This window comes from Flavobacterium melibiosi (assembly GCF_048158545.1).
GTDB lineage: Bacteria > Bacteroidota > Bacteroidia > Flavobacteriales > Flavobacteriaceae > Flavobacterium > Flavobacterium melibiosi.
In genome coordinates, this window is the sequence record NZ_JBLNKU010000011.1 from 12,302 (window position 1) to 37,446 (window position 25,145).

A 25,145-nucleotide genomic window follows, 5' to 3' on the forward strand; every position below is an offset into this window, starting at 1 on the left:
TTTTACTAAATGTCTTACGGGATTTAAATTACTTCAATTCTAAAATCAAAACCGATTTTGGTTCAATTATTATTTCGCTTGTAATATCAAATGTTAATTCAGAAATTACATCCTTTCCGATTTTAAAATCTTTGATGTTTTCTTTAAAACGATGCGTATTTATGGTGTGGGTTTCATTACTGTTGTTGATTAGAACCATAACACTTTCATTAGTATTGTATCTAAAATAAACATACACATTGTTTTCGGGGATGTAATGTGTCATTTTTCCAAAATGAACTACCGATTTTGTTTTTCTCCAATTGAATAATTTAGAAGTATAATCAAAATATTCGCTTTGACCAGGAGTTCTTCCTTCTTTTATAAAAGCATTATTTTCATCACCTTCCCAACCACCCGGAAAGTCTTGACGAATATCAGCATCACCCTTACCTTTGTCACCAGTCATGCCAATTTCACTACCGTAATACAATTGTGGAATTCCGCGAACAGTTGCTATCAAAGCCATTGCCATTTTGTATTTTCTGATATCATTCCCATAAGTCTCATTAAAACGATTGGTATCATGATTTTCAACAAAAACTAACATATTGTTGGTATTTGGATAAAGAAAGTCATTCGTAAAATTATCATACAATTTGATCATTCCTTTGTCCCAAGAACCATCATCCTCATTGAATGCTTTACTGGTTGCCTCAAATAATGTGAAATCCATTACTGTTGGTAAATTGGAATTATAGTCTTGTATTTTACTTATCGGGCTGTCTTTTTGCCAATAGGATATCTGTGCTTGGCTTTGCATCCAAACTTCACCTACAATATTAAAATTTGGATATTCATCAGTAACCGATTTTGTCCATTTTGCAATTCCTTTTGGGTCGGAGTAATTAAACGTATCTACTCTAAATCCATCTAAATCAGCATATTCAATCCACCAAATTGCATTTTGAGTCAGGTATTTTAAGGCTAAAAGATTCGCTAAGTTTAAATCAGGCATCGATGGGGCAAACCAACCGTTCAAGCATGTTTCTGTGTCAATTTTTGAGGCATGCGTATCGTGAATAACGGTTCTTTTATGATTAGTTTGGGTGTAACTGTCAAATTGATTGATCCATTCACGTGTTGGTAAATCTTTCATCATCCAATGTTCAATTCCCCAATGATTAGTCACGTAATCCATCACTAATTTCATGTTTTTCTTATGCATTTCAGAAGACAATCGAACATAATCGTCATTAGTCCCATATCGCGGATCTATTTTATAAACATCAGATTGACCATAAGTGTGATAGGAGAAAGCAGCGTCATTGTCTTCACAAAGTGGCGTACTCCATATCGTTGTTGCGCCCAATGAGGAAATGTAATCCAGGTTTTTTATAATCCCTTCAATGTCGCCACCGTGTCTTCCTCCTGGTAATTCGCGGTTGAATTTTTCTGTAGTGGCATCTTCGCTATCATTATTTCTGTTTCCATTTGCAAAACGGTCCGGCATCAACAAATACATCATATCCGAAGCATCGTAACTTTTGCGTTGAGCTGAGTTTTCTCTTCTTTTCTTTAAAGTATATTTTTGTGTAAATGACTCTTTATTGTTGTTCTTGAAATTGAAAATCAAATCAGTTGCTGATATTTTTTTAGTATCAATAGTAACAAAAAGATAGTTGGGATTTTCTGTTCGCTTAACATTAGTGATTTTTATTCCATTAGAAACCGTGACTTGGTATTGAGCAATGTCTTTGCCATAAAACATAATTTGCAATTCTGTATTTTTCATGCCCGCATACCAAAAAGGCGGTTCAACTCTGTCAATTTGAGCATTTAAAGTTAAAGACATAAAAAAAAGGAATAAGGTTATTTTTTTTAGAAAGCACATATTTATAAACGGAAACGAACCGATTTTATTTGTTATTTAATATTTTTATGGCTATTAAATTTGCAATAGCAGTAAGACTTTAAAGAGTACTAAATCAATTAAACAATCCCAATGTTTATTGGGATTGTCTGTAAGCCTAGCTAGGCTTGGGAATAAATGATTTGAATTAACTACAAGTTCTAACCATTAGTTTTTTAAACAGTAACTAAATTTTCTGCTGTTACAATAATGTTTTTACCATTTACGACTATCGCTAATTCTTTGCTGCCATCTATTGAAAATGTTGTTTCCTTATGATTGATAGCTACTTTCAAAATTTGATTTCTGAAATTAATTTTAAACGAATACCCTTCCCATTCTTTTGGAATTTTTGGAGAAAAATGAAGTTTGTCTTCTTTAATTCTCATTCCGCCAAAACCTTCCACGATACTCATCCAGGTACCTGCCATCGATGTAATATGACATCCTTCTTCCACTTCTTTGTTATAATCATCTAAATCCAGACGCGAAGTTCTCAAATAGAAGGTATAGGCCATGTCCATTTTGTCTAATAAAGCGGCCTGGATCGAGTGTACGCAAGGCGAAAGCGAACTTTCATGAACGGTAAACGATTCGTAAAATTCAAAATTGTTTTTTAGTTCTTTTTTCGAAAAATGATCTTCGAAGAAATAGAAACACTGCAAAACATCGGCTTGTTTGATGTAAGGCGAACGCAAAATTCTATCCCAAGACCATTTTTGGTTGATTGGTCTTTGGCTTTTGTCTAAATCAGCTACTCGAACTAAATCTTTATCTAAGAAACCGTCTTGTTGTAAGTACACATTGTGTTCTTCCGAAAAAGGGAAGTACATATTGTCCGAAACTTTTTTCCAAGATTGTAATTCGGAATCAGAGATTTTTACTTTTTCGGTGATTCTTTTATGATCCGAAGGATATTCCAGAGACACTTTTTGAATTTGTTCGTAGGTATATTCCAAACACCATTTTGCAATATAATTGGTGTAGAAATTATTGTTTACGTTGTTCTCATATTCATTTGGACCCGTAACGCCAAGAATTACGTATTGATTTAAATTAGTCGAAAAATTGGTTCTTTGATGCCAAAAACGAGCGATTCCTATTAATACTTCCAGTCCTTTTTCAGGAATGTAGCTGTAATCGCCAGTGTATCTGTAAAAGTTATAAATGGCAAATGCAATGGCTCCATTTCTATGAATTTCTTCAAAAGTAATTTCCCATTCGTTATGACATTCTTCACCGTTCATCGTTACCATTGGATACAAAGCAGCTCCGTTAGTAAATCCTAATTTGGCAGCATTTTCAATGGCTTTGTCCAATTGATTGTAGCGGTAGGTCAATAAATTTCTCGCCACTTCCTGATCTTTGGTCGCCATGTAAAACGGAATACAATACGCTTCGGTATCCCAATAGGTAGAACCACCATATTTCTCGCCGGTAAATCCTTTTGGTCCAATATTCAAACGAGAATCTTTTCCTAAATAAGTTTGGTTCAACTGAAAAATATTGAAACGGATTCCTTGCTGTGCTTTTACATCACCATCAATTGTAATATCTGACATTTCCCAAATTTTTGCCCAAGCATCAATTTGGTCTTGCAACATTTGATTGTATCCTTTTGCTAACGCAGATTGGATTACTTTTTCGGCGGCGGTAACGGTATTTTCATGGTTTAAAGAAACGGTATAACCACCAATTTTTTGGATAGATGATTTTTGGCCTTGAGCCACAATTACATCATAACTAAATTGAATTTTATCAGTAGTAGCATCAATATTGGAAGGAGAAATAGCTGTTCTTTCACCATTGGACAAAATACTATTTTGCATGAAAGTAGTTACTTTGAAATGTGTTTTGAACGTTTGAGCCGTTACAAAAGCTTCATTCCCTGATTTTTTTACGTCAAGCGGTTCCCAGAATTTTTCTTCCCAGTTGGCATCTTCATTGGTTACACCAGCATCTATATACGGTTTGTACACTATTTTTGAATCTTTGTTCAAAGGTGTGATTTCGTAATTGATAACCCCAACTTCATCCAAAACGATAGAAAGAAAACGACGAATAGTAACTGCGATTTCGGTTCCGTTTTTCAAAGTCGCTTCAAAAGAACGATTGTACCAACCTTCTTTCATATTCAATTCACGGCGAAAGTTTTTGACTTCGGAACAGATATTCAAGTCCAATTTTTCTCCGTTGATTTCGATATCAATTCCAATCCAATTTGGAGCATTTAAAACTTTGGCGAAATATTCCGGATACCCGTTTTTCCACCAGCCCACTTTAGTTTTATCCGGATAATAAATTCCTGCAATATAACTTCCCTGGAATGTTTCTCCAGTATAGGTTTCTTCAAAATTAGCACGTTGTCCCATCGCCCCGTTACCAATACTGAACAGACTTTCAGATGATTTTACGCTCTCTACATCAAATCCTTCTTCTATGATAGACCAATTGTCTGGTTTTATATAATCTTGGTTCATTTTTTCCTTTGTTTAAAGTTTAAAAAGTGTAAGGTTGAGAAGTTTAAAGTGTTTTGGTTTTTACCTCAATTTGTCTAGCCTCTCGTTTCTTTTTATTCTATCTTTTTTATTTTTTAATTAAATCTTCTATGAAGTTGGTGTCTATTTCCGTAAAATCTTTAAAGATGTATTTTGCTTCGTGCAGCACCGTTGCTGAACCAATTCCTACGCTGGTCATTTTTCCAATATTAGCCGCTTGAACACCTGCAACTGAATCTTCGAAAACAATAGCGTCTTCAGGATTTATATTTAATAACTTAGCTGCAATCAAGAAAACTTCTGGATCTGGTTTTGCATTGGTAACATCATTTCCATCTACAATCGCATCAAAATAGGAAAGTATTCCTGTTTTTTCTAAAATTGGTCTGGCATTTTTACTGGCAGAACCCAATGCGATTGGTTGGCCTTTTTCTTTAAGAAATTTTAAAACCGGAAAAACTCCCGGAAGAATTTCGCTTTCGTTCATGTCGACTAAATAGGATAAATAATCCTCGTTTTTTTGAACTAACCATCGTTCTTTATCTTCTTGAGAAGCTTCCACTTTCCCTAATTCTAATATAATATCCAAAGAACGCACGCGGCTGACTCCTTTTAATAATTCATTGTGTTCCAGTGTGAAATCAATATTTAATTCATTTGCGATTTTTTGCCACGCTAAATAATGATATTTCGCTGTGTCTACAATCACTCCGTCTAGGTCAAATATGAATGCTTTTCTATTATTCATGAATTTCAATTTTTGTTCTGTTGTTTACTCTAAGGGTAAGTAAACCGGCAAATATCATTGATACTCCGCCAATTAATAATGCGTAAATAGGTTCGTTTTGGAAAAATTGTTTGACAATAAAACCTAAGATTGTTGCGGCAACAATTTGAGGAATAACTACGAAAAAATTGAAAACTCCCATGTAATACCCCATTTTTGCAGCAGGTAAAGCACCTGATAACATGGCATAAGGCATTGATAAAATACTGGCCCATGCGATACCAACTCCTAGCATTGGAATCAATAATAAATATTTGTCTCCAATAAAATAAATAGAAAGTAAACCTATACCACCAGAGCACAATGCCAATAAATGCGTGGATCGAACTCCTACTTTTTTTGCTATTACAGGCAATAAAAAAGCAACTGCAGCGGCTACTCCATTATAAACAGTGAAAAGTACGGAAACCCAGTCGGCAGCATCATTATACACTTTTGAAGTCGTATCCGTTGTTCCAAAAATATGTTGTGTAACGGCTTGTGTCGTGTAAATCCACATGGAGAAAAGTGCAAACCAAGAAAAGAATTGAACCCAAGCCAATTTTTTCATTGTGGTGGGCATGTTCAATAAATCGGTCATGATGATGGTGAAACCATTTTTTATTTGGACAACCCTAAGTCTGGAGGTGACCATGAATAAAATTCCAATCACAATTAATCCAACAAATAAAATGTATAGCTCTTTAGTAAGTTCGTTTTCGTAAATAATAAAAGAAATGACGCTTCCTAACAGAGTCATTAAAAGTCCTAAATTGAATTGTCTTTTGATATTTACTTTAGCCTCCAACTCAGTTTCAATTGGAGCTACTTCTTTAGTGTCTTTGTCTTTTTGTTCAAAAGCTTCTAATTCTGCAGGAGAATATTCAGTAGATTTAAAAACAGTCCACAATACAGCCAGTAGAAAAACAACTCCTCCTATATAGAAGGACCATTTTACAGAGTCAGGAATGATACCTTCTGCGGCCGTATTGCTTACGCCAAAAACATTCGTAAAAATGTAAGGCAGTAACGAACCAACAACAGCACCCAGTCCAATGAAAAAACTCTGCATGGCAAAACCTAAAGTACGCTGCTTTTCGGGTAAATTATCCCCTACAAAGGCGCGGAAAGGTTCCATCGAAATGTTGATTGAGGCATCCATCATCCATAATGTTCCTGCGGCAATCCACAAGGATGGTGAATTGGGCATTATAAATAAAGCTATTGATGATAAAATGGCTCCTACCAGAAAATAAGGTCTGCGTCGGCCTAATCTTGTCCAGGTTCTGTCACTAAAATAACCAATTATCGGTTGGATAACTAAACCTGTTACAGGAGCAGCAATCCATAAAATAGGGATTTCATCAACTTTTGCACCTAATGTTTCAAAAATTCTTGAAGTATTTGCGTTTTGCAGTGCAAAACCAAATTGTATTCCTAAGAAACCGAAACTCATGTTCCAAATTTGCCAGAAACTTAATTTACGCTTTTCCATTATCGTAATTTAGTTATTATACGATAAGCGCTTTGCTTATCAAAACTTATCTTGTTTTCGAAGTAAAAGTAAAAGTTTTGAGGGGTAAATATAAAAATTTATTCTAATCTTTTACTTTTTAAAAACAAATAAAGTAAAAGATTAGCAACTACAAGGTTGTAGTAATGAATATAATAGAGAATAGACTACTTAGATTTTTAGACTACTTGGATTTTTTAGTCCAGAAACTTCGGAATTAGACTTGGACAAAGACTACTATATTATAGAATGCGGCATTTTGTCTAAAAATCTAACTCATCTAAGAAGTCTAAAAATCTAATTGGTCGATTCTCTTTCGATTAAATGCGTTTCAATTACTTCAGTTTTATAATTTTCTTCTTCCTCATCATCCTGTTCTGCTTCTAATCTTTCAATAAGCATTTTTGCAGCTCTATTTCCCATTTTTATTCCATTTTGACTTACGGTTGTAATGGTGGGTGTTGAATATTTAGATATAGTTCCATCTGTAAAAGCGATAACGGCTAAATCTTCAGGGACATTTAATCCTATTTTATTGGCGGTTTTAATTATGGTTACTGCAAAAAGTTCATTGACTGCAAAAACAGCATCAATGGCTTTGTCTTCGAGTAATCTGCCAATGGTAATTTCGCAAGTGTCTACATTTTCAATTTTGATAATAAGGTTTTCGTTGAATGGGATGTCATTATCTAATAAAGCTTTTATATAGCCATCAGTTCTCAGTTTGCCTACACTTACATAATCTACTGTGGTTACAAGTGCAATTTTCTTTCTTCCTTTATCAATTAGACTTTGAACGGCTTCGTAAGCGGCAAGTTTGTCGTCTATGATTACTTTGTCACAAAGAATTTCATTGGCAACCCTGTCAAACATTACGACAGGCATTCCTTGATCGATAACTTCCGTAATATGATGAAAATCACCTTTGAATTGGGTTTCTTTTGAAAGTGACATGATGAATCCATCAATACTTCCGTTAGCAAGTATTTCCATGTTAAGTACTTCTTTGTCAAAGGAATCATCCGATAAACAGATGATGACGCTGTACCCGTTTTCATTTGCAACCTGTTCGATTCCATTAATTACCGTTGAAAAGAAATGGTGGACTATTTCCGGAATAATAATCCCAATAGTTTTTGTTTTTCGGTTTTTTAAACTGAGCGCAATGTTGTTGGGTTTGTAGTTGTAAAATTTTGCAAATGCCTGCACTTTTAGTCGGGTTTCTTCCCCTATTTCGGGACTGTTTCTAAGCGATTTTGAAACGGTTGAAATGGATACGTCAAGCTCTTTTGCAATTTGTTTAAGGGTGACCTTTCTTTTCATGATAATGGTGTTTTAATGTTCGATTCGTAATAAAGGTAAGATTATTTTTTATTTATTGTAATTTTTCTCTCAAATATCAATATAAAACACAAAGTTTTCAACACTACCACGTTTTCGTAATGTGATTTGAATTGGGCTTTGTTGGTGATTTCAATATTTTCCTAAATTTGAAATTCGAAGTAAAATTAAGACCTAAAAAATTAACCAAAACTAAAATTAATTTAAACAAAAAGTATGAAAACAATTTATGAAAAGTTGTTATTTTTAGTACTGTTACTGCCTTTTAGTATTCTGGCTCAGAATACGCTGAATGGTGTTGTTCTTGACAAAGCATCAGGACAACCAATTCCGGGAGTAAATGTAAATGTACAAGGCGCCGCAAATGGTGTTTCAACAGATTTTGATGGTAAATATCAGTTATCAAATGTTAAGAAAGGCGATAAAGTCGTATTTTCTTTTATTGGTTACAAAAATACTGTTGTTAGTTATGATGCTCAAAAATCATTAAATGTTTCTTTGGAAGAAGATGCAAATCAACTGAAAGAAGTTGTGGTTCAAGTAGGTTATGGAACTGTTAAGAAAAAAGACGCAACAGGTGCGGTAACAGTTTTGACCACAAAAGATTTTAATAAAGGTGCAAATGTAACAGCCGAAAACTTGCTTAACGGAAGGGTTGCAGGTGTTACTGTAAATACAAGTGGTGCTCCAGGTTCTGGTTCTCAAATTAGAATTCGTGGTGGTTCTTCTTTATTTGCAAGCAATGATCCATTAATTGTGATTGATGGTTTGCCTATTGAAAACACAGCGGGTACAGGTTCAACATCAATTTTAGCTTCATTAAACCCAAGCACTATTGAGTCGATGACAGTTTTAAAAGATGCTTCGGCAACAGCTATTTATGGATCTCGTGCCTCAAATGGTGTAATTATTATTACTACTAAAAAAGGTGGGAAAAAACTTTCTGTAGATTATAATTTTCAGTACGGAAGTGGTAAAATAGGAAAAACAGTTGATGTATTTGATGCGGATGCTTTTAGAGAATTAATCGCAGAAAAAAGACCTGGAGATGTTTCAAAGTTGGGTACGGCAAATACCAATTGGCAAAATGAAATCTACAGAAAAACAGATTTTGTTGATAATAACATATCTATTAGAGGCAATTTGTTTAATAGTATTCCATCTCGTCTTACAGTAGGGAATACCTATCAAGAAGGTTTGAGATTGACCAATACATTTAATAGAAATACTGTTGGATTAGCTTTGAATCCATCTTATTTAGATGATCATTTGAAACTAAAATTGAATGCAAATTACTCAAATGAGAACAATAGATTTGCAGAAGGGGTTGAAGGAAGTGCGCTTCGTTTTGATCCAACACAACCTGTTTATGATGCAACTTCGATATATGGCGGTTTTTTTGAATACTATAATCATAGCAATGGAAAATTAACTTCACAAACGCCAAGAAATCCAGTGGCCCAATTAATGCAGACGTTTGATACTGGAAAAAGCAATCGCTTTTTTGGAAACTTTGAAGCAGATTATAAATTTCATTTCTTCCCAGCTTTACGAGCAGTTGTAAATGCAGGTTTTGATCAGGCAAATGGCGAGAGAAGCAAATTAGCTTCAAATGAAGTAGCTACTTCTGGTTCAAATAACGACATCCCTTTTGGAACCGATGAATTTTCTAAAAGTATGAGGAAAAATAAATTATTAGATGCCTATTTAGTTTATAATAAAACATTTGATAAATTGATTTTTGATGCAACTGCGGGTTATTCTTACCAAAAATGGGATTCTGACAACTATCAATCAGGAAATATTTTAGACCCAAATTTACCAACAGGTTTAACCGGTTTTCCAAAAACAAATGTAGATTATGATAGGGTGAATATTGGCTTTTTTGGAAGAACCAATTTAAATTTTAATGACAAATATTTACTGACGTTGTCTTATAGAAGAGATGGTTCCTCTCGATTTGACAAAGATAATAGATGGGCAAATTTCCCTGCTGCTGCATTTGCCTGGAAAATAAAAGAAGATTTTTTTAATGACAATACAACAATTTCCGACTTAAAATTAAGATTAGGTTGGGGTATTACCGGACAACAAGAAATTGGAAATAACAATGATTATTTGCAACAATATAATTTAGGAAGCGGTAGTTCGCAATATTATTTTGGTACTGTTGCTTTGCCAATTGCAGTTTCTGCAAGACAAAGTGCGAATTTAAAATGGGAAGAAACTACAACTTATAATGCAGGTTTAGATTTCGGACTTTATGACAACAGGGTTTCGGGGAGTATTGAAGTATTTTACAAAGATTCAAAAGATTTGTTAGCCGATGTTGCAACAGCAGACGGTAGTAATTTTTCAAATAGATCTTGGCAGAATATTGGAAGTTTTACAACTAAAGGTGTTGAATTCTCTTTAAGTACCGATGTTGTAAAAAACCAAGATTTTAATTGGAATCTAAACTTTAATGTAACTGCTTTTGAAAGAAAAATAACAAGCTTAAGCTCTGATTTTATTAGAACTGGAGATAATTTAGCAGGAACAGGAACTCAAGGGCAAGTACATCAAGTTGGTTATGCACCTAGTTCTTTCTTATTATACAAGCAAATTTTTGATACGGCCGGGAAACCAATTGAAGGTGCGTATGAAGACTTGAATGGCGATGGTATTATCAACTCAAATGATAAATATATTTATAGAAATCCGGATCCTAAAGCAACTTTTGGATTGGCATCAACCATGAATTATAAAAACCTTGATTTTTCTTTCAATTTAAGAGCAAGTGTTGGCAATAGAGTGTTTAATGCGGTTAATGCAAGTAGAGCGCAATATGATTTGTTGACAACTGGCGGAACAGTTGGAAATATCCCAACATCAGTTTTAGAAACCAATTTCAACACAACATCAACAGTAGTTTTGTCTGATATGTTTGTAGAAAACGCTTCATTCTTAAGAATGGATAACATTACCTTAGGATATACTTTTCCGAAATGGTTAGAAGGTAAAGCTTCACTGCGTTTGTTTGCAGGGATGCAAAATGTTTTTGTTATCTCAGATTATTCTGGTTTAGATCCGGAAATTGCCAATAATGGTGTTGATAATACCATTTACCCAAGACAGCGCTCGATTTTAGGTGGAGTAAATGTTAAATTTTAATAATTAGATTATGAAAAAAATAAATTTTATTTACTTACTATTCGCTTTTGCCACATTACAATCGTGCACAGGTGATTTAGATGTAGTAGCAGAAGACAGCAAAATACTATCCCCGGAGCAATTGTTTTCTACACCATTAGGATACAAACAAGCACTGGGAGGCGTTTATGGCAATCTTAGCTTAACAGGTACAGGTGATGCGGGTTCTTCTTTTTTACAAGGAATTGATGCAGGAACTAGCCAGTTTGGAAGATGTATGTGGTATTTACAAGACTTAACTACGGACGAAGTAGTTTGGACTTATGAAAATGACGAAGGTACTGCTGAATTACAAAGAAATACTTGGACCTCTGCCAATCCTATTTTGTTAGGGATGTTTAGTAGAACAATGGCTGAAGTGGCTCTTGCTAATGATTTTTTAAGACAATCAACACCAGAACTATTAACTTCAAGAGGTATCACGAGTACTACAGATGTTGCTGAAATCAATATTTATAGAAATGAAGTAAGAGTATTAAGAGCTTTTGCCTACTATAATATGATGGATTTATTTGGGAAAGCACCTTTCATTACTGAAAATGATCCTTTAAATTTTAAAGGTCCACAATATGATAGACAGCAGCTGTTTACTTTTATTGAAACAGAATTGAATGCTGTAATTCCTAATTTGAAAGCCGCAAGAACTAATGAATATGGTAGACTAGACAAAGCGATGGCTCAAATGATTTTGGCAAAAATGTATTTAAATGCTCAAGTGTATATTGGGACTCCAAAATATGCAGAATGTATGGCTAAATGTAGCGATGTTATTGGTGGTGGATACATCTTAAAATCTAATTATTTAGATAATTTCAAAGCCGATAATCACACTTCTTCTGAGATGATTTTTACATTACAATCGGATGGAGTTAAGACCCAAAATTATGGTGCTACAACGGTTATGATAAACGGCCAGGTTGGTTCTGTTGAAGGAAACGGAGCAGAATTTGGTGTTGGTGGCTGGGGAGGCGCATTACGACTTAGAAAACAATTTGTTCAAAAGTTTGATGGCGCAGAATTTGTAACGGATGTAAGAAAAACATATAGTTCAAATTCAGGTTCAAGACCAATTGACATTGCAACACTAACAAATGCTGGGCAAGGGTATATTTTACATAAATTTTCTAACAAAACTGTTGCTGGAGTTGCGGGTGTAAATTCAGGATTTGTAGATACAGATTTTCCATTATTCAGATTAGCAGATGCTTATTTAATGTATGCTGAAGCACAAATGAGAAAAGATGGTGCTACAAATACGAACAATGCAACAACTGCAAACGCTCAATCATTGACTTACATTAATGCTTTAAGACAAAGAGCGAATAGTGGGTCAGCTTCTGCTAACGTAACCCAAATGCAAGTTAATCTGGATTTTATTATAGATGAAAGAGCAAGAGAATTGCATTGGGAAGGACATAGAAGGCAAGACTTGATTCGTTTTAATAAATATGGTGGCGGTAATTATAACTGGGCTTGGAAAGGAAATATACCAAACGGAACTTCATTTAGTTCGAATTTGAATGTTTTCCCATTGCCAACAGCTTCAATAACTGCAAATCCAAATTTGACGCAAAATACAGGATACTAAATAATTATTTAATTTAAATTAAAATAGAAATGAAAAATATAAAAAATATAATAATAGCTTTTGTAAGCATATTAGCGATTTCTTGCACTGATGATATACAAGACACAAACAGAGAAGCACTTGCTCCGGAAACAGCACCCGTATTATTGACTCCAACCAGTACTTTTAACACAGTTTTACAAAAAGCAAACCAAAATAATCTTGCAACTTCTGTAGTTTGGAATGATGCAACTTATAGTGGAACTGCTACTGTTGTAAATTATACCATTGAAATTGCAAAAGCAGGAACAAGCTTTGCTAAACCAGTTGTTGTCACTTCAACTACCAATCGTTTTAAAGAAATTACTGTTGGGGAACTTAATACTGCAATTTTAACTGCTGGTTTAGTACCTTTTGTTGAGCATCAAATTGATATTCGCATTAAATCTTCAGTTGGAACAACTGGTACGGGTACTGCGCAATATTCAAATTCTTTTGCCATTAAAGCTACACCATTTCCATCTTGGCCAAACTGGGGTATTATTGGCGATGCAACACCAACAGGTTGGGGCTCCGATACTAATTTAGATTATGATTTAGCTACACAAAAATATTCAATTACAATCCATTTGACAGCAGCACATTTCAAATTTAGATTAGATGATTCTTGGGATGTAAATTATGGTGACGATGGTAATAATGGTACTTTAGAAGCTGGTGGGTCTGATGTTCCAGTTGCTGCTGAGGGTGATTATAAAATTGTGGTAGATTTTACTGCAAAAACGTATACTATTACTAAACTTTAGTAAAATGCAATTAACTAAAAAGGCTACTATGATTTGGTAGCCTTTTTTACCTTTATATTTTTTATCATGAAAAAAAAATATTTATTTAGTTTATTGGTTGGCTTTTTGTCTCTTTTTACTTATTCACAAGTAACCATTACGCCTTCTGCGTTTAATGCGACAGACCAAATTACGATTACGGTTTCATTTGCGAGTGCAACTTGTAATACTATGGGAACAAGTCCTGCAAAAGTATATATGCATGCGGGCGCAGGAGATGATACAAATGCCTTTGGGTTTGCAGTTGTTGGGAATTGGGGAACAGATGATGGTGTTGGTTTAATGACAAACAATGGAAACGGTACTTGGAGTAAGACTATTACGCCTAGTACTTATTTTGGATTGAATGCAACTCAACAAGCAAATGTAACCAAGCTGGGAATGGTATTCAGAAACGCAGATGGCACGCAAACATTGAAACTCGCTCCCAGTTGTTCTGACTTTATTTTTAATGTTGGATTGTTTCAAGTAACATTGACTTCTCCGGCAGCAAATAGTTCGACAATAATCAGTTCTGGAGGGAGTTTGAATATACAAGCTGCCAATACCAATGGAAATGCCAGCTATAATTTGAAATCTAACGGAGTTAGTATTAATAGTGCTTCAAGTATATCTACATATTCTTTTAATCATACTAATATCACGACTAATCAAAGCTATGAATTAGAAGTAATACAAGGGACTACAACACTCACAAAAAAATTCACCGCAATTGTAAATTCGGGAGTAATTTCTCAGGCTTTACCGGCAGGGGTCGAGGATGGAATAAATTATAATTCGGCTGATGCAACAAAAGCGACTTTGGTTCTTGATGCACCCGGAAAAGATTTTGTTTATGTGGCAGGAAGTTTCAATAACTGGCAACCGGATGCAAACTATGCCATGAAGAAAGATGCGGTAACCGGAAAATTTTGGTTAGAACTTACGGGTTTAACATCGGGTGTGAACAATATGTATCAATATTGGGTTGTAGACGCAACACCTCTTGCGGGTTCGCCAGCTTTAGTGAAAACAGCTGATCCGTATTCGACTTTGGTTTTATCTCCATTTGATGATCCGGGTATCCCAGTGGTCAATTATCCTAACCTTCCGGCATATCCCGTTGGGCAAGATAGAGAAGTGACTGTTCTGCAAACTGGACAGACAGCTTACTCTTGGAGTGCTGCAACAACCAATTTTGTGAAACCTGAAAAGGAAAAATTGGTGGTTTATGAGCTTTTGGTTCGAGATTTTGATGTTAATAAAAGCTATCAGAACTTGATCGACAGAATAGATTATTTCAAAAATCTAAAAATAAATGCCATTGAAGTATTACCGGTAATGGAATTTGAAGGAAATGAAAGTTGGGGCTACAACACTTCTTTTCACATGGCTTTGGATAAATTTTACGGTACTTCAACTAAATTCAAGGAATTGATTGACGTATGCCATCAAAACGGAATTGCAGTAATTCTTGATGTGGCGTTGAACCATGCTTTTGGGCGTAATCCAATGGTTCGGATGTGGATGAACGATCCTGATGGAGACGGGTGGGGATCGCCTTCAACGGAGAATCCTTATTTTAATACGGTAGCAAAACATTCGTATAGTGTAGGTGAAGATTTTAATCATGCTTCGGCGTTGACTAAAAACTACGTAAAAAGAGTAGTTAAACAATGGATTCAAGAGTATAAAATTGATGGTCTCCGTTGGGATTTGACCAAAGGATTTACACAAAATTGCACTTCTGGGGATGATGTCTGTACGAATGCCTATCAGGCCGACCGGGTTGCCATTTTGAAAGACTATGCCGATTATTCCTGGGGTTTGGATCCCACACATTACACTATTTTCGAACATTTGGGAACAAATACCGAAGAACAGGAGTGGGCCAATTATAGAATCTCTGAAACACCAAGCAAAGGGGTGATGATGTGGGGAAAAATGACAGATCAATACAATAATTTGACGATGGGTTATGCCAGCAATATTTATAATATGACTGGCACTAGCCGTGGATTTACCGCAAACAGATTGATGGGTTATGCTGAAAGTCATGATGAAGAACGATTGATGTACAAAAATTTACAATTTGGGAATAGTACGAATGCCTCCCATAACGTGAAAACATTGAATGTTGCCCTGTCGCGAATGTCTGCTTTAGGGGCTGTTTCATTGTTGGTTCCCGGGCCTAAGATGATTTGGCATTTTGGTGAATTAGGAATGGAGAACTCCATTTTCAGCTGTAATAATGGAACCGTTAACGACAATTCTACCACAATACCGGGGGATTGCAAACTGGACACCAAACCACAGCCGCAATGGACAAACAACTGGCTTGGCGATGCCAATAGAAATAAAGTCTATACCGATTGGACAAAAATGATTGCCTTGAAAACAACAGATCCCGTGTTTTTAGGAACGGCAACCATAAACAACACCAGTTCGTTGTATCCAAATATTAAAATTGCCAATAGCACTTTATTACCAACGCAGCTCAAAGATGTTTTGATACTGGCCAACTTTGATGTGACAACACAAAATGTGGCCACTGGTTTTCCGTACACCGGAATTTGGTATAATTTGATGGATGATACGTCCATTAATGTTACCAATGTTAGTGCAACGATTGCCATTCCGGCCGGGGGGTATAAAATATATGGAAATAAAAAATCCTTATTAGCCGATAAAGATTTTACCTTGCCGTCAAATAATTTTACTATTGAATCAAAAGGCGAATCTTGTATAAATGAAAATAATGGGGAAATAACTATCAATGCCACTATAACTCATCCCTATGTGGCCACTATAAATAATAAAACTTACGATTTTATCAATAATAGCTTGTCAGTCTCCAATTTAGCTCCTGGTAGTTATAATGGATCTATTTCTGTTCTGGGAGAAACTTTTGAACAAGGCTTCACGATTGTTATTCCAAAAGGGGCAACCGTTACGGGAAAATCAAGTGTTGTTTCGAACAAGGTTGCTGTTGAAATAGTTGAAGGGACTGCCCCCTATAAAATTTTTGTAAATGGGAATGTACAATTTGAAACCCCTTCACCCAATTTTTCAGTTGAGATTAAAAAAGGGGATTTGTTGGAGGTGAAAACAGCTAAACCATGTGAAGGAATTTATTCAAAAGGAATAGATGATTTAATAGGGTTCGTTTCATCCTATCCAAATCCTACAGCCGGAAGGTTTGAAATCACATTGCCTATCTCCAGAAAAGAAGTAGTTATAGATTTGTACACCTTGAGCTCTCAATTAATTTCAAAAGGAACGTATTCTGTTGTAAACGAAAAAGTTCAGTTAAACCTTGAAAATGAATCTCCAGGAATTTATATTGTAAAAATATATTTGGACACTCCCGTATATCTGAAAATCATAAAAAAATAAAAATGAAAATGAAAAAGTTTGTATATGTAGCTGTCATTGGGTTTTTGTTAATCTCTTGTGGAGGAGGTGATGATCCAGCGCCTACGCCTAAAAACGAAGCACCCACAGTACCTACATTAGTTGCTCCGGCAAATAATAAATTATGTGTAGATAATTTGGTTAGTTTTCAATGGAATGTGTCTGCAGATTCTAATAATGATCCCATAACCTATCAAATACAAGTAGCAAAAGACAATCAATTTTTGCAAATTGTAAAGACATTAGAAGACCCCACTAACTCTCAAAATATCTCATTAGAGAAAGGTGTAGCTTACTATTGGAGAGTTAAAGCAACGGATAATAAAAGTTTGTCAAGTGATTATTCCTCTGTGTACAATTTTTATACAGAAGGAGAAGCAGTGGTAAATCATTTGCCTTTTTCTCCAGAATTGGTGCAGCCTGTTTTAAACACAGTATTAAATACAGCGACAGCAACATTGAAATGGAATGCAAGTGATGTTGATGTAAATGATATCCTTGTTTTTGATGTGTATTTTGGGACAGACAATCCACCTATATCAAAAGTAAGTGAAAACTTAGCAACCAATACTCTAGACGTACTTGTAGTTCCTTCAAAAGAATATTATTGGAAAGTCGTGGTTAAAGATGGTAAAGGAGGAGAGACGATAGGTCAAACATGGAAGTTTAAAACAAATTGAGAATTTTTATTAGCTTTGACTTTGTTAAAAAAAGCACTTAAAATGCAACTGTACGCCATTAAATTTATTTGGATTTTTTTCTAAAGTAGTTTTCTCTAGTTGTTTAAATTTAATGATTTTAACCAACTTTGAGTTGACAATCCAAAGATTGTTTATTTAATATCGAGAAAGCGCATAATGAAGACATCAAGTTAAAGTAATGAAGTTTATTAAAAAATAATTAAGTTGTTTTGGTTTGTTAGAGAAGCTGTCCTAAAAAGACAGCTTCTCTTATTTATAAAAAAAGCGGCCTTACTAATGAAGCCGCTTATTGACATAATAAAACTAAAATTTAAATTTTGCCGTTTTTGATTTCTTCTACAATTTCGGGATTCAGCAATGTTGAGGTGTCCCCAAAATTTGAATAATCTCCCTCGGCTATTTTACGTAAAATTCTGCGCATGATTTTTCCGGAACGGGTTTTTGGTAAACCAGAAACAAATTGAATTTTATCCAATTTTGCAATCGGTCCAATATGATTAGAGATTTGTTGGTTGATTTCATTGGTCAGATTTTCTCTGTCGCGATATTCTCCACTTTCTTTTAGAATCACAAAACCATATAAGGCATTTCCCTTAATATCATGAGGGAATCCTACAATGGCTGATTCAGCAACTGCCGGGTGCTCATTAATGGCATCTTCGATAGGTGCAGTTCCTAAATTATGTCCTGAAACAATAACTACATCATCTACACGACCCGTAATTCTATAATATCCTACTTCATCACGCAAAGCGCCGTCGCCAGTGAAATATTTTCCTGGAAAGGTAGAAAAGTAAGTGTCTTTGTATCGTTGATGGTCTCCCCAAATAGTTCTGGCAATCCCAGGCCAAGGAAATTTAATACACAAACTTCCTGTTACTTGATTGCCTTCAATTTCATTGCGTTTTTCATCCATTAATACAGGCTGAATTCCCGGTAAGGGTAAAGAAGCATAGGTTGGTTTTGTTGGGGTTACAAAGGCAATTGGAGAAATCATAATTCCTCCTGTTTCGGTTTGCCACCACGTATCCACAACAGGACATCTTTTATCGCCAACATGGTCATTGTACCAGTGCCAAGCTTCTTCATTGATAGGTTCTCCTACGGAACCAATTACTTTGAGAGATTTTAAAGGGAACTTTCGAACATAATCTAAGCTTTCTTTTGCCAAAGCACGAATAGCAGTTGGAGCAGTATAGAATTGTGTTACTTTGTGTTTTTCGATTACTTCCCAAAAGCGACTAAAGTCAGGATAGGAGGGAACGCCTTCAAAAATAACGGTTGTTGCGCCATTCAATAATGGACCATAAAGAATATAAGAATGTCCGGTAATCCAGCCAATATCAGCCGTACACCAAAAAACGTCATTTTCTTCATAATTGAATACATTCTTGAAAGTATAGGCAGTATAAACCATGTAACCTGCTGTGGTATGCACCATTCCTTTTGGTTTTCCGGTTGAGCCAGAAGTGTAAAGGATAAATAATGGGTCTTCGGCATCCATGATTTCAGCGACATTGTTATCAGAAGCTTCGTCTAAAAGGGGTTGCAACCATTGGTCACGACCTGCTTTCATGTTTATTGAAGTATTGGTTCTTTTTACTACCAAAACGTTTGAAACACCGGGACAGTTTACTAACGATTCATCAATGATTCCTTTTAAATCAATGGTTTTGTTACCACGATAACCACCATCAGAAGTGATGACCATTTTACAATCGCTATCATTAATTCTAGTGGCTACCGCTGAAGCTGAAAATCCCGCAAAAACAACTGAGTGTATGGCGCCAATTCTGGCACAAGCCAAAGTGGTTATGGCTAATTCAGGAATCATTGGTAAATAAATACAAACACGATCCCCTTTTTTTATGCCTTGTTCTCGCAACACATTTGCCATTTTGCAAACACGTTGGTGTAATTCATTATAGGAAATATGTAACGCTTCTTCCTTTGGATCGTTAGGTTCAAAAATAATAGCGGTCTTATCGCCTTTTTTGATAAGATGCCTGTCAATACAGTTTTTAGTAATGTTTACTTTAGCTTCAGTAAACCATTTTATTTCAGCTTCGGCCATATTAAAATCGACAACTTTGTCCCATTGTTGGTACCAAGTGAAATTTTCGGAAGCAATTTTGTCCCAGAATTTTCTTGGCTCACGGACTGATTTTTTATATTCTTTAAAGTATTCTTCTAAAGTATTAATTTTATAGCGACTCATGTTTTAGATAAATTTAGTTATTCTTATTTTTTATTATAAATTCCAATTTCATATTTCTGTAGTACAGCGTCAATTTCACTAACAATGGTTTCATCGTCAATTGTTGATGGGATTTGAAAGTCATCACCATCGGCAATACTGCGCATTAATTTTCGAAGGATTTTTCCTGAACGTGTTTTGGGTAATCGTTCCATGATCACTACATTTCTCAAGGAAGCTACCGCTCCAATTTTTTGACGCACCAACTTTATTACTTCTTGTTCCAATTGAAAGTGCTCAATAGTTTCATTTAATTTTGTTACAACCAGAGCCAAAGGGATTTGTCCTTTCAATGCATCATTTATTCCAATAACGGCACACTCCGCAACGGATGAATGGGAGGCAACAATTTCCTCCATTTCGGCTGTCGAAAGTCGATGTCCGGCAACATTGATTACATCATCAACTCTTCCGGTAATGAAAATGTAATCTTCATTATCTTTAAATCCGCCATCACCTGAGAAATAATACCCTGGAAATTTATCCAAATATCCTGCTTTAAACCTAGGGTTGTCATTCCATAAATCAAGTAAAGTTCCCGGAGGTAAAGGTAGTTTCAGTACTACATACCCTTCTTCATTTGGACCTAATTCGGTTCCGTCTTCGCCAAAAATTTTAATGTCATACCCGCAAACTGCTTTTCCTACTGAACCTGGTTTTATAGGCAATTGTTCAACGCCCATCATGTTGGCAATCATAGGCCAACCAGATTCTGTTTGCCACCAATGATCGATTGCGGGAACAGGAATGTGTTCTGAATACCATTCTAATGTGGCAACATCACAACGTTCTCCCGCCAGAAATTGAGTTTTCAACGAACTCAAATCGTATTGTTTTATAAAATCACCGTTAGGATCTTCTTTTTTGATAGCCCGAATAGCTGTTGGAGCCGTGAACATCGCATTTACTTTGTGCTCGGCAATAATTCTCCAAAACGTACTTGCGTCAGGAGTCTTGATTGGTTTCCCTTCGAAAATAATCGTGGTGTTTCTATTAATTAAAGGTCCATAAACGATAAAACTGTGTCCAACAACCCAGCCCACATCCGATGCGGCCCAAAAAGCTTCATCTTGTTTTACATTATAGATATGTGTCATGGAGAATTTTAGTGCTACGGCACAACCGCCTGTATCTCTCACCACTCCTTTTGGTTTTCCTGTTGTTCCTGATGTGTAAAGAATATACAAAGGATGTGTTGTGTTTACTGGAACACAAGGCGTTTCTTCAGAGCCATAAACCAAAGCATCATAATCTACATCATATTTTTTAAATGGAACTCTTGCTCCTAATTTTCTGTTGAAAACAATTACTTTTTTGGGTCGGTGTGAAGCCAGTTCAATCGCTTCATCCACTAATGGTTTGTATGCGATTAAGCGATCAATTTCGATTCCTGAAGAAGCCGTTATTATCACTCTGGGTTTGCAATCATCAATTCTAATAGCCAATTCATGTGGTGCAAAACCGCCAAAAACTACAGAATGTGTCACTCCAATTCTCGCACAAGCCAACATTGCAAATGTAGCTTGGGGAATCATTGGCATGTAAATAACGGCGGTGTCTCCTTTTTTTAAACCCAATGATTGCATGCCTCCTGCAAGTTTTGCCACTTCGGTTTTCACTTCAGAAAAAGTATATTTTTTTACAGTTTGTGTTACCGGCGAATCATAAATTAGGGCGACCTGATCCCCAAAACCATCTTGAATGTGCTTGTCAAGTGCCAAATAGCAGACGTTCAATTCTCCATCTTTGTACCAGAGCGGATATCCATTTTCGTCTTTCGACAAAATAGTTTCCGGTTTACTGTACCACTCAATTGCATTAGCCTGATCAGCCCAAAATTCTTCAGGATGATGGATGCTTTTGCTATAAAAATCTTTATAATTCATGATATTGGAAATTCTAAATTATTGAATTAAATCCTGTACTTGTTCTACTAATTTTTTTAATGAAAAGGGCTTGACTACATATAGATTTGCACCCAATGAAAGTCCTTTTTCAATGTCTTTTTCTTTGTTTTTTGCCGAAAGGAAAATGACTTTGCAATGTTGTAATCTTTCGTCTTTTTTTATTTGCTCCAATGTGGCAAAACCGTCGACCATGGGCATCATGACATCGAGAATAATTACATCCGGTAGTTGTTTCTTTAAAATATCTAATGCTTCTTGTCCGTCACGCGCTATGAAAACTTCAAAATTGTTCTTTTTGAATGTGTATTCCAGTGACATGACAATATTTGGTTCGTCATCTACAATTAAAATTTTTTTCATCTTTAACGATTTTCAGTTGTGTTGTAATTGGGTAATGTGAAAATAAAAGTGGCTCCGTTTCCTTCAGTGCTTTCAGCCCAAATTTTTCCTTTATGATGTTCTATAATCTGTTTGCAAATAGCAAGCCCTAAGCCGCTTCCAATAGGTTTTTTTACATTCTGATTTCTAGATTGATAGAATTTATCAAAAATGGCTTCAAAATCTTCTCCTTTAATTCCTTTACCGTTGTTATGAATGCTGACTTCCACAACATCTTTATTTTCGATAATGGAAATGGTTATTTTTCCATTTGTTTCAGAACAGAATTTTATGGCATTCGATAATAAATTATGAATTACTTGAATAATTCGTTCTTCATCATAAAAAGCTTTTATCTCTTTGGATACGTCATTAAATTCGATACTTATTTTTTTGTTTTTTATTAATTGTTGGAGGGAATCCAAGGTTTTTTTTATGGTTTTTGAAATACTGTTTTTAGACAGATAGATTTTTTGTTTTCCTGTTTCAAATTTCTCTAAATCCAGGATTTTATCAATCAAACGATTCAAACGATCTGATTCGGAAATGATATTTTGCAAAAACTGTTTTCTCAACTCTTCCGGAATATCATCCTCGTCATGAAGGATTTCGCTTGCGGCACGAATCGCAGTAATTGGCGTTCTTAACTCATGTGTAACGGTGTCCAGAAATTCGTCTTTTTGAATGTCTTTGTTGACTAATTCCTGATTGGCATTTTTTAGCTGTTCGGATATTTTTTTTAATTCATTCGAAGTGTCCGTCAGTTTTTTGTTGATAATGATGTTTTCTTTGGATTCCTCCAAAATTCGAAGCACTTCGGGCAAGCTGATTTTGTCTTCTTTGATTACGCTCGATATTAATATTTTGGCGGAAGCCGTACCAATATGTCCCGTTAATAAATTCTCGGCAAATTTTATAAATCGCGCATCGGCGGTTGTGATATTTTTATCGATGTTGTATTTTAAATTGAAAATAGTCAAAGCTCGTTTTGTTCGGTCTTCGCCCAAAAATCGCTGCAGTACTTTTTGAATATCAGAGATGTAAGCTGTGCCTTTCCAAACAAAAGCATTTTCGTGGTTAGTGATGTATTTGTCAATATCCACAAACATTTCGGCATAATTTCGCTCTCTGTAATTGCCTTTGAAACTCACCGATACCGCAGAATAACTCAGGACGTTAATTAGCAAGCTCCAAAAAACGGCATGCGGGATAGGCTCTAAATAATCCAATCCAAAAAGTTGAAAAGGCTTTAGCAATTCAATTCCCCAAGGTCCTTCCTGAATAAATAGACTTGTTGATTTTGTAATCCCAATGGCATAGGGAATTAAAAGCGTATAGAAACAAATTAAAAAACCAAGAATAATTCCCGCTATAGCACCATTTTTAGATCCTCTTTTCCAAAATATAGCACCAAAAAAGGAGGGAGCCAGTTGGGCTATAACTACAAAAGAGACTAATCCAATGGAAACCAAAGAATAATCCAGAATGAAAATTCGGTATATGGCATACGCCAAAATAATAAGAGAGAAAATCCCTATTTTCCTACTGTTTACAATTCGTTTGCTATTCTTTTCTTGCGAAATATTTTGGAGCGAACCAATGAAACCATAAGGGATCAATAGGTTATTACTCAGCATGGTTGCGAGTGCGATTGACGATACGATAATCATCGAAATAGCGGCTGAGAATCCTCCAAGAAATACTAAAACGGTCAATAAATTATTATTAAAAAACTGCGGAATCAATAATGAATACGTATCTGAATTGAGTCCTTTGCCTTCAAAAAGGATGTTTCCTCCCCAAGCGATTGGGAAAACAAAAATATTAAAAAGTAATAAGTACAATGGAAAAAGCCAAATCGCTGTTCGAATATGGGTTTCTTTGTTGTTTTCTACAATTGCGGTGTGGAATTGTCTTGGCAAAAGGAAAATGGCAAACATGGATAAAATACAAAGGAAGAACCAATTGATTCCGTTTGTGATGCCGCCTATCGTATTCTTTTTATCAAAATATTTAAGGACTGACGCTTTTTTGTAAATGTCATCAAAACCGTCAAAAACAAAATAGGTCACATAAATACCAATGATTAAAAAGAAAACTAACTTCAAGATGGATTCCATTGCCACAGCGGTTACAATACCGCGTCTTTTTTCTGAAGCGTCTACGTATTTTGTGCCATAATAAGAGGCAAATAAAGCCAACGCAAGGCAAACATAAGTGGTGGTATCCGTAAAAATGTTGTCACTCGATTGGGTTTTGCTAACAATATGAAAAGTGTCTGAAATGGATTTTAGCTGTAAAGAAATATAAGGTACAATCCCAAAAATACATATCATGGTCACTAATGCGCCTAGAAATCTGCTGTTCCCATATCGTAAAGAAATAAAATCGGCTATACTGGATATTTTGTTCACTCTCGAAATTCGGATAATTCTCTTGAGGATAATCATCCATGTAGGTACAATTATTATTGGACCTAAATAAATGGGGATATAACTCAAGCCTGAATTTGCTGCAAGACCTATACTGCCGTAGTACGTCCAAGCGGTGCAATAAACCGCTAATGAAAACGAATAGATATACGGATTATTGGTCCATTTGGAATGACTCCTTTTTTCTGCCCAATAGGCGATGTAAAAAAGAATCGACAAATAAATCGCCAATATTAATAAGAGTCCAATGCTATTCATAATATCTTTTAATAATTAGGTAGGTGATCGCGATTGAAATTAACCATGCCGAAAAAATATAGATGTATATAATTGGAAAACCAAAAAAGGGTTTTGAACTATCAAATAACAGCAAAAGCGGAATGTTCAACGCTAATAGCATTAGCATTGAAAGAATAACCAACTTTTGTTCATGTCTCTTTTTCATTGTAATAAAAATAAGCAAT

Annotated in this window: 14 protein-coding genes; 5 read left to right on the forward strand and 9 right to left on the reverse strand. The window is 35.3% G+C overall.

Features of this window, described 5'->3' with window-relative positions; all coding sequences use genetic code 11:
* Positions 1 to 28: 28 nt before the first annotated feature.
* The 5 genes from ACM55F_RS13390 to ACM55F_RS13410 all read right to left on the reverse strand — a co-directional run bounded on the left by ACM55F_RS13390 (position 29) and on the right by ACM55F_RS13410 (position 7,991).
* Positions 29 to 1,834, reverse strand: coding sequence for a glycoside hydrolase family 13 protein (locus ACM55F_RS13390; RefSeq protein ID WP_416854308.1), 1,806 nt, complete (start codon positions 1,832 to 1,834; stop codon positions 29 to 31).
* 233 nt (positions 1,835 to 2,067) lie between these two features.
* Positions 2,068 to 4,371: a glycoside hydrolase family 65 protein gene (locus ACM55F_RS13395; RefSeq protein ID WP_416854309.1), complete on the reverse strand. Its 2,304-nt coding sequence runs from the start codon at positions 4,369 to 4,371 to the stop codon at positions 2,068 to 2,070.
* Positions 4,372 to 4,477: 106 nt separating this feature from the next.
* Positions 4,478 to 5,137 carry a beta-phosphoglucomutase gene (gene pgmB, locus ACM55F_RS13400; protein ID WP_416854310.1) on the reverse strand — a complete coding sequence of 220 codons (660 nt, stop codon included), beginning with the start codon at positions 5,135 to 5,137 and terminating at the stop codon, positions 4,478 to 4,480.
* On the reverse strand, positions 5,130 to 6,650 hold the full coding sequence (locus ACM55F_RS13405; protein WP_416854311.1) for an MFS transporter: 1,521 nt from the start codon (positions 6,648 to 6,650) through the stop codon (positions 5,130 to 5,132). Before ACM55F_RS13405 ends, pgmB begins: the two co-directional genes overlap by 8 nt.
* A gap of 315 nt (positions 6,651 to 6,965) precedes the next feature.
* Positions 6,966 to 7,991 carry a LacI family DNA-binding transcriptional regulator gene (locus ACM55F_RS13410; protein ID WP_416854313.1) on the reverse strand — a complete coding sequence of 342 codons (1,026 nt, stop codon included), beginning with the start codon at positions 7,989 to 7,991 and terminating at the stop codon, positions 6,966 to 6,968.
* A gap of 234 nt (positions 7,992 to 8,225) precedes the next feature.
* On the opposite strand from ACM55F_RS13410, the gene ACM55F_RS13415 reads away from it, so the two are divergent.
* The 5 genes from ACM55F_RS13415 (at position 8,226) to ACM55F_RS13435 (ending at position 17,686) form a co-directional block, all read left to right on the forward strand.
* Positions 8,226 to 11,162 (forward strand): SusC/RagA family TonB-linked outer membrane protein, encoded by a 2,937-nt coding sequence (locus ACM55F_RS13415; protein ID WP_416854314.1) that lies wholly within the window; start codon positions 8,226 to 8,228, stop codon positions 11,160 to 11,162.
* A 10-nt stretch (positions 11,163 to 11,172) separates the two neighbouring features.
* Positions 11,173 to 12,789, forward strand: coding sequence for a RagB/SusD family nutrient uptake outer membrane protein (locus ACM55F_RS13420; protein ID WP_416854315.1), 1,617 nt, complete (start codon positions 11,173 to 11,175; stop codon positions 12,787 to 12,789).
* Between the two features lie 29 nt (positions 12,790 to 12,818).
* Positions 12,819 to 13,574: a SusE domain-containing protein gene (locus ACM55F_RS13425; protein ID WP_416854316.1), complete on the forward strand. Its 756-nt coding sequence runs from the start codon at positions 12,819 to 12,821 to the stop codon at positions 13,572 to 13,574.
* Between the two features lie 66 nt (positions 13,575 to 13,640).
* Complete coding sequence (locus ACM55F_RS13430; RefSeq protein ID WP_416854317.1) at positions 13,641 to 16,988, forward strand: alpha-amylase family glycosyl hydrolase; 3,348 nt, start codon at positions 13,641 to 13,643, stop codon at positions 16,986 to 16,988.
* Between the two features lie 8 nt (positions 16,989 to 16,996).
* Complete coding sequence (locus ACM55F_RS13435; protein ID WP_416854318.1) at positions 16,997 to 17,686, forward strand: fibronectin type III domain-containing protein; 690 nt, start codon at positions 16,997 to 16,999, stop codon at positions 17,684 to 17,686.
* Positions 17,687 to 18,017: 331 nt separating this feature from the next.
* On the opposite strand, the gene acs is transcribed toward ACM55F_RS13435, so the two are convergent.
* Genes acs through ACM55F_RS13455 form a run of 4 tightly spaced genes read right to left on the reverse strand, consistent with a single transcriptional unit; the run spans position 18,018 to position 24,939 of the window.
* Positions 18,018 to 19,925, reverse strand: coding sequence for an acetate--CoA ligase (acs, locus tag ACM55F_RS13440; RefSeq protein ID WP_416854319.1), 1,908 nt, complete (start codon positions 19,923 to 19,925; stop codon positions 18,018 to 18,020).
* A gap of 23 nt (positions 19,926 to 19,948) precedes the next feature.
* On the reverse strand, positions 19,949 to 21,850 hold the full coding sequence (locus ACM55F_RS13445; RefSeq protein ID WP_416854320.1) for an AMP-binding protein: 1,902 nt from the start codon (positions 21,848 to 21,850) through the stop codon (positions 19,949 to 19,951).
* Positions 21,851 to 21,868: 18 nt separating this feature from the next.
* A complete protein-coding gene (locus ACM55F_RS13450) occupies positions 21,869 to 22,231 on the reverse strand; it encodes a response regulator transcription factor (RefSeq protein WP_416837217.1) in 363 nt (120 codons plus the stop codon).
* Between the two features lie 2 nt (positions 22,232 to 22,233).
* Positions 22,234 to 24,939 carry an ATP-binding protein gene (locus tag ACM55F_RS13455; RefSeq protein WP_416854321.1) on the reverse strand — a complete coding sequence of 902 codons (2,706 nt, stop codon included), beginning with the start codon at positions 24,937 to 24,939 and terminating at the stop codon, positions 22,234 to 22,236.
* Positions 24,940 to 25,145 lie beyond the last annotated feature (206 nt).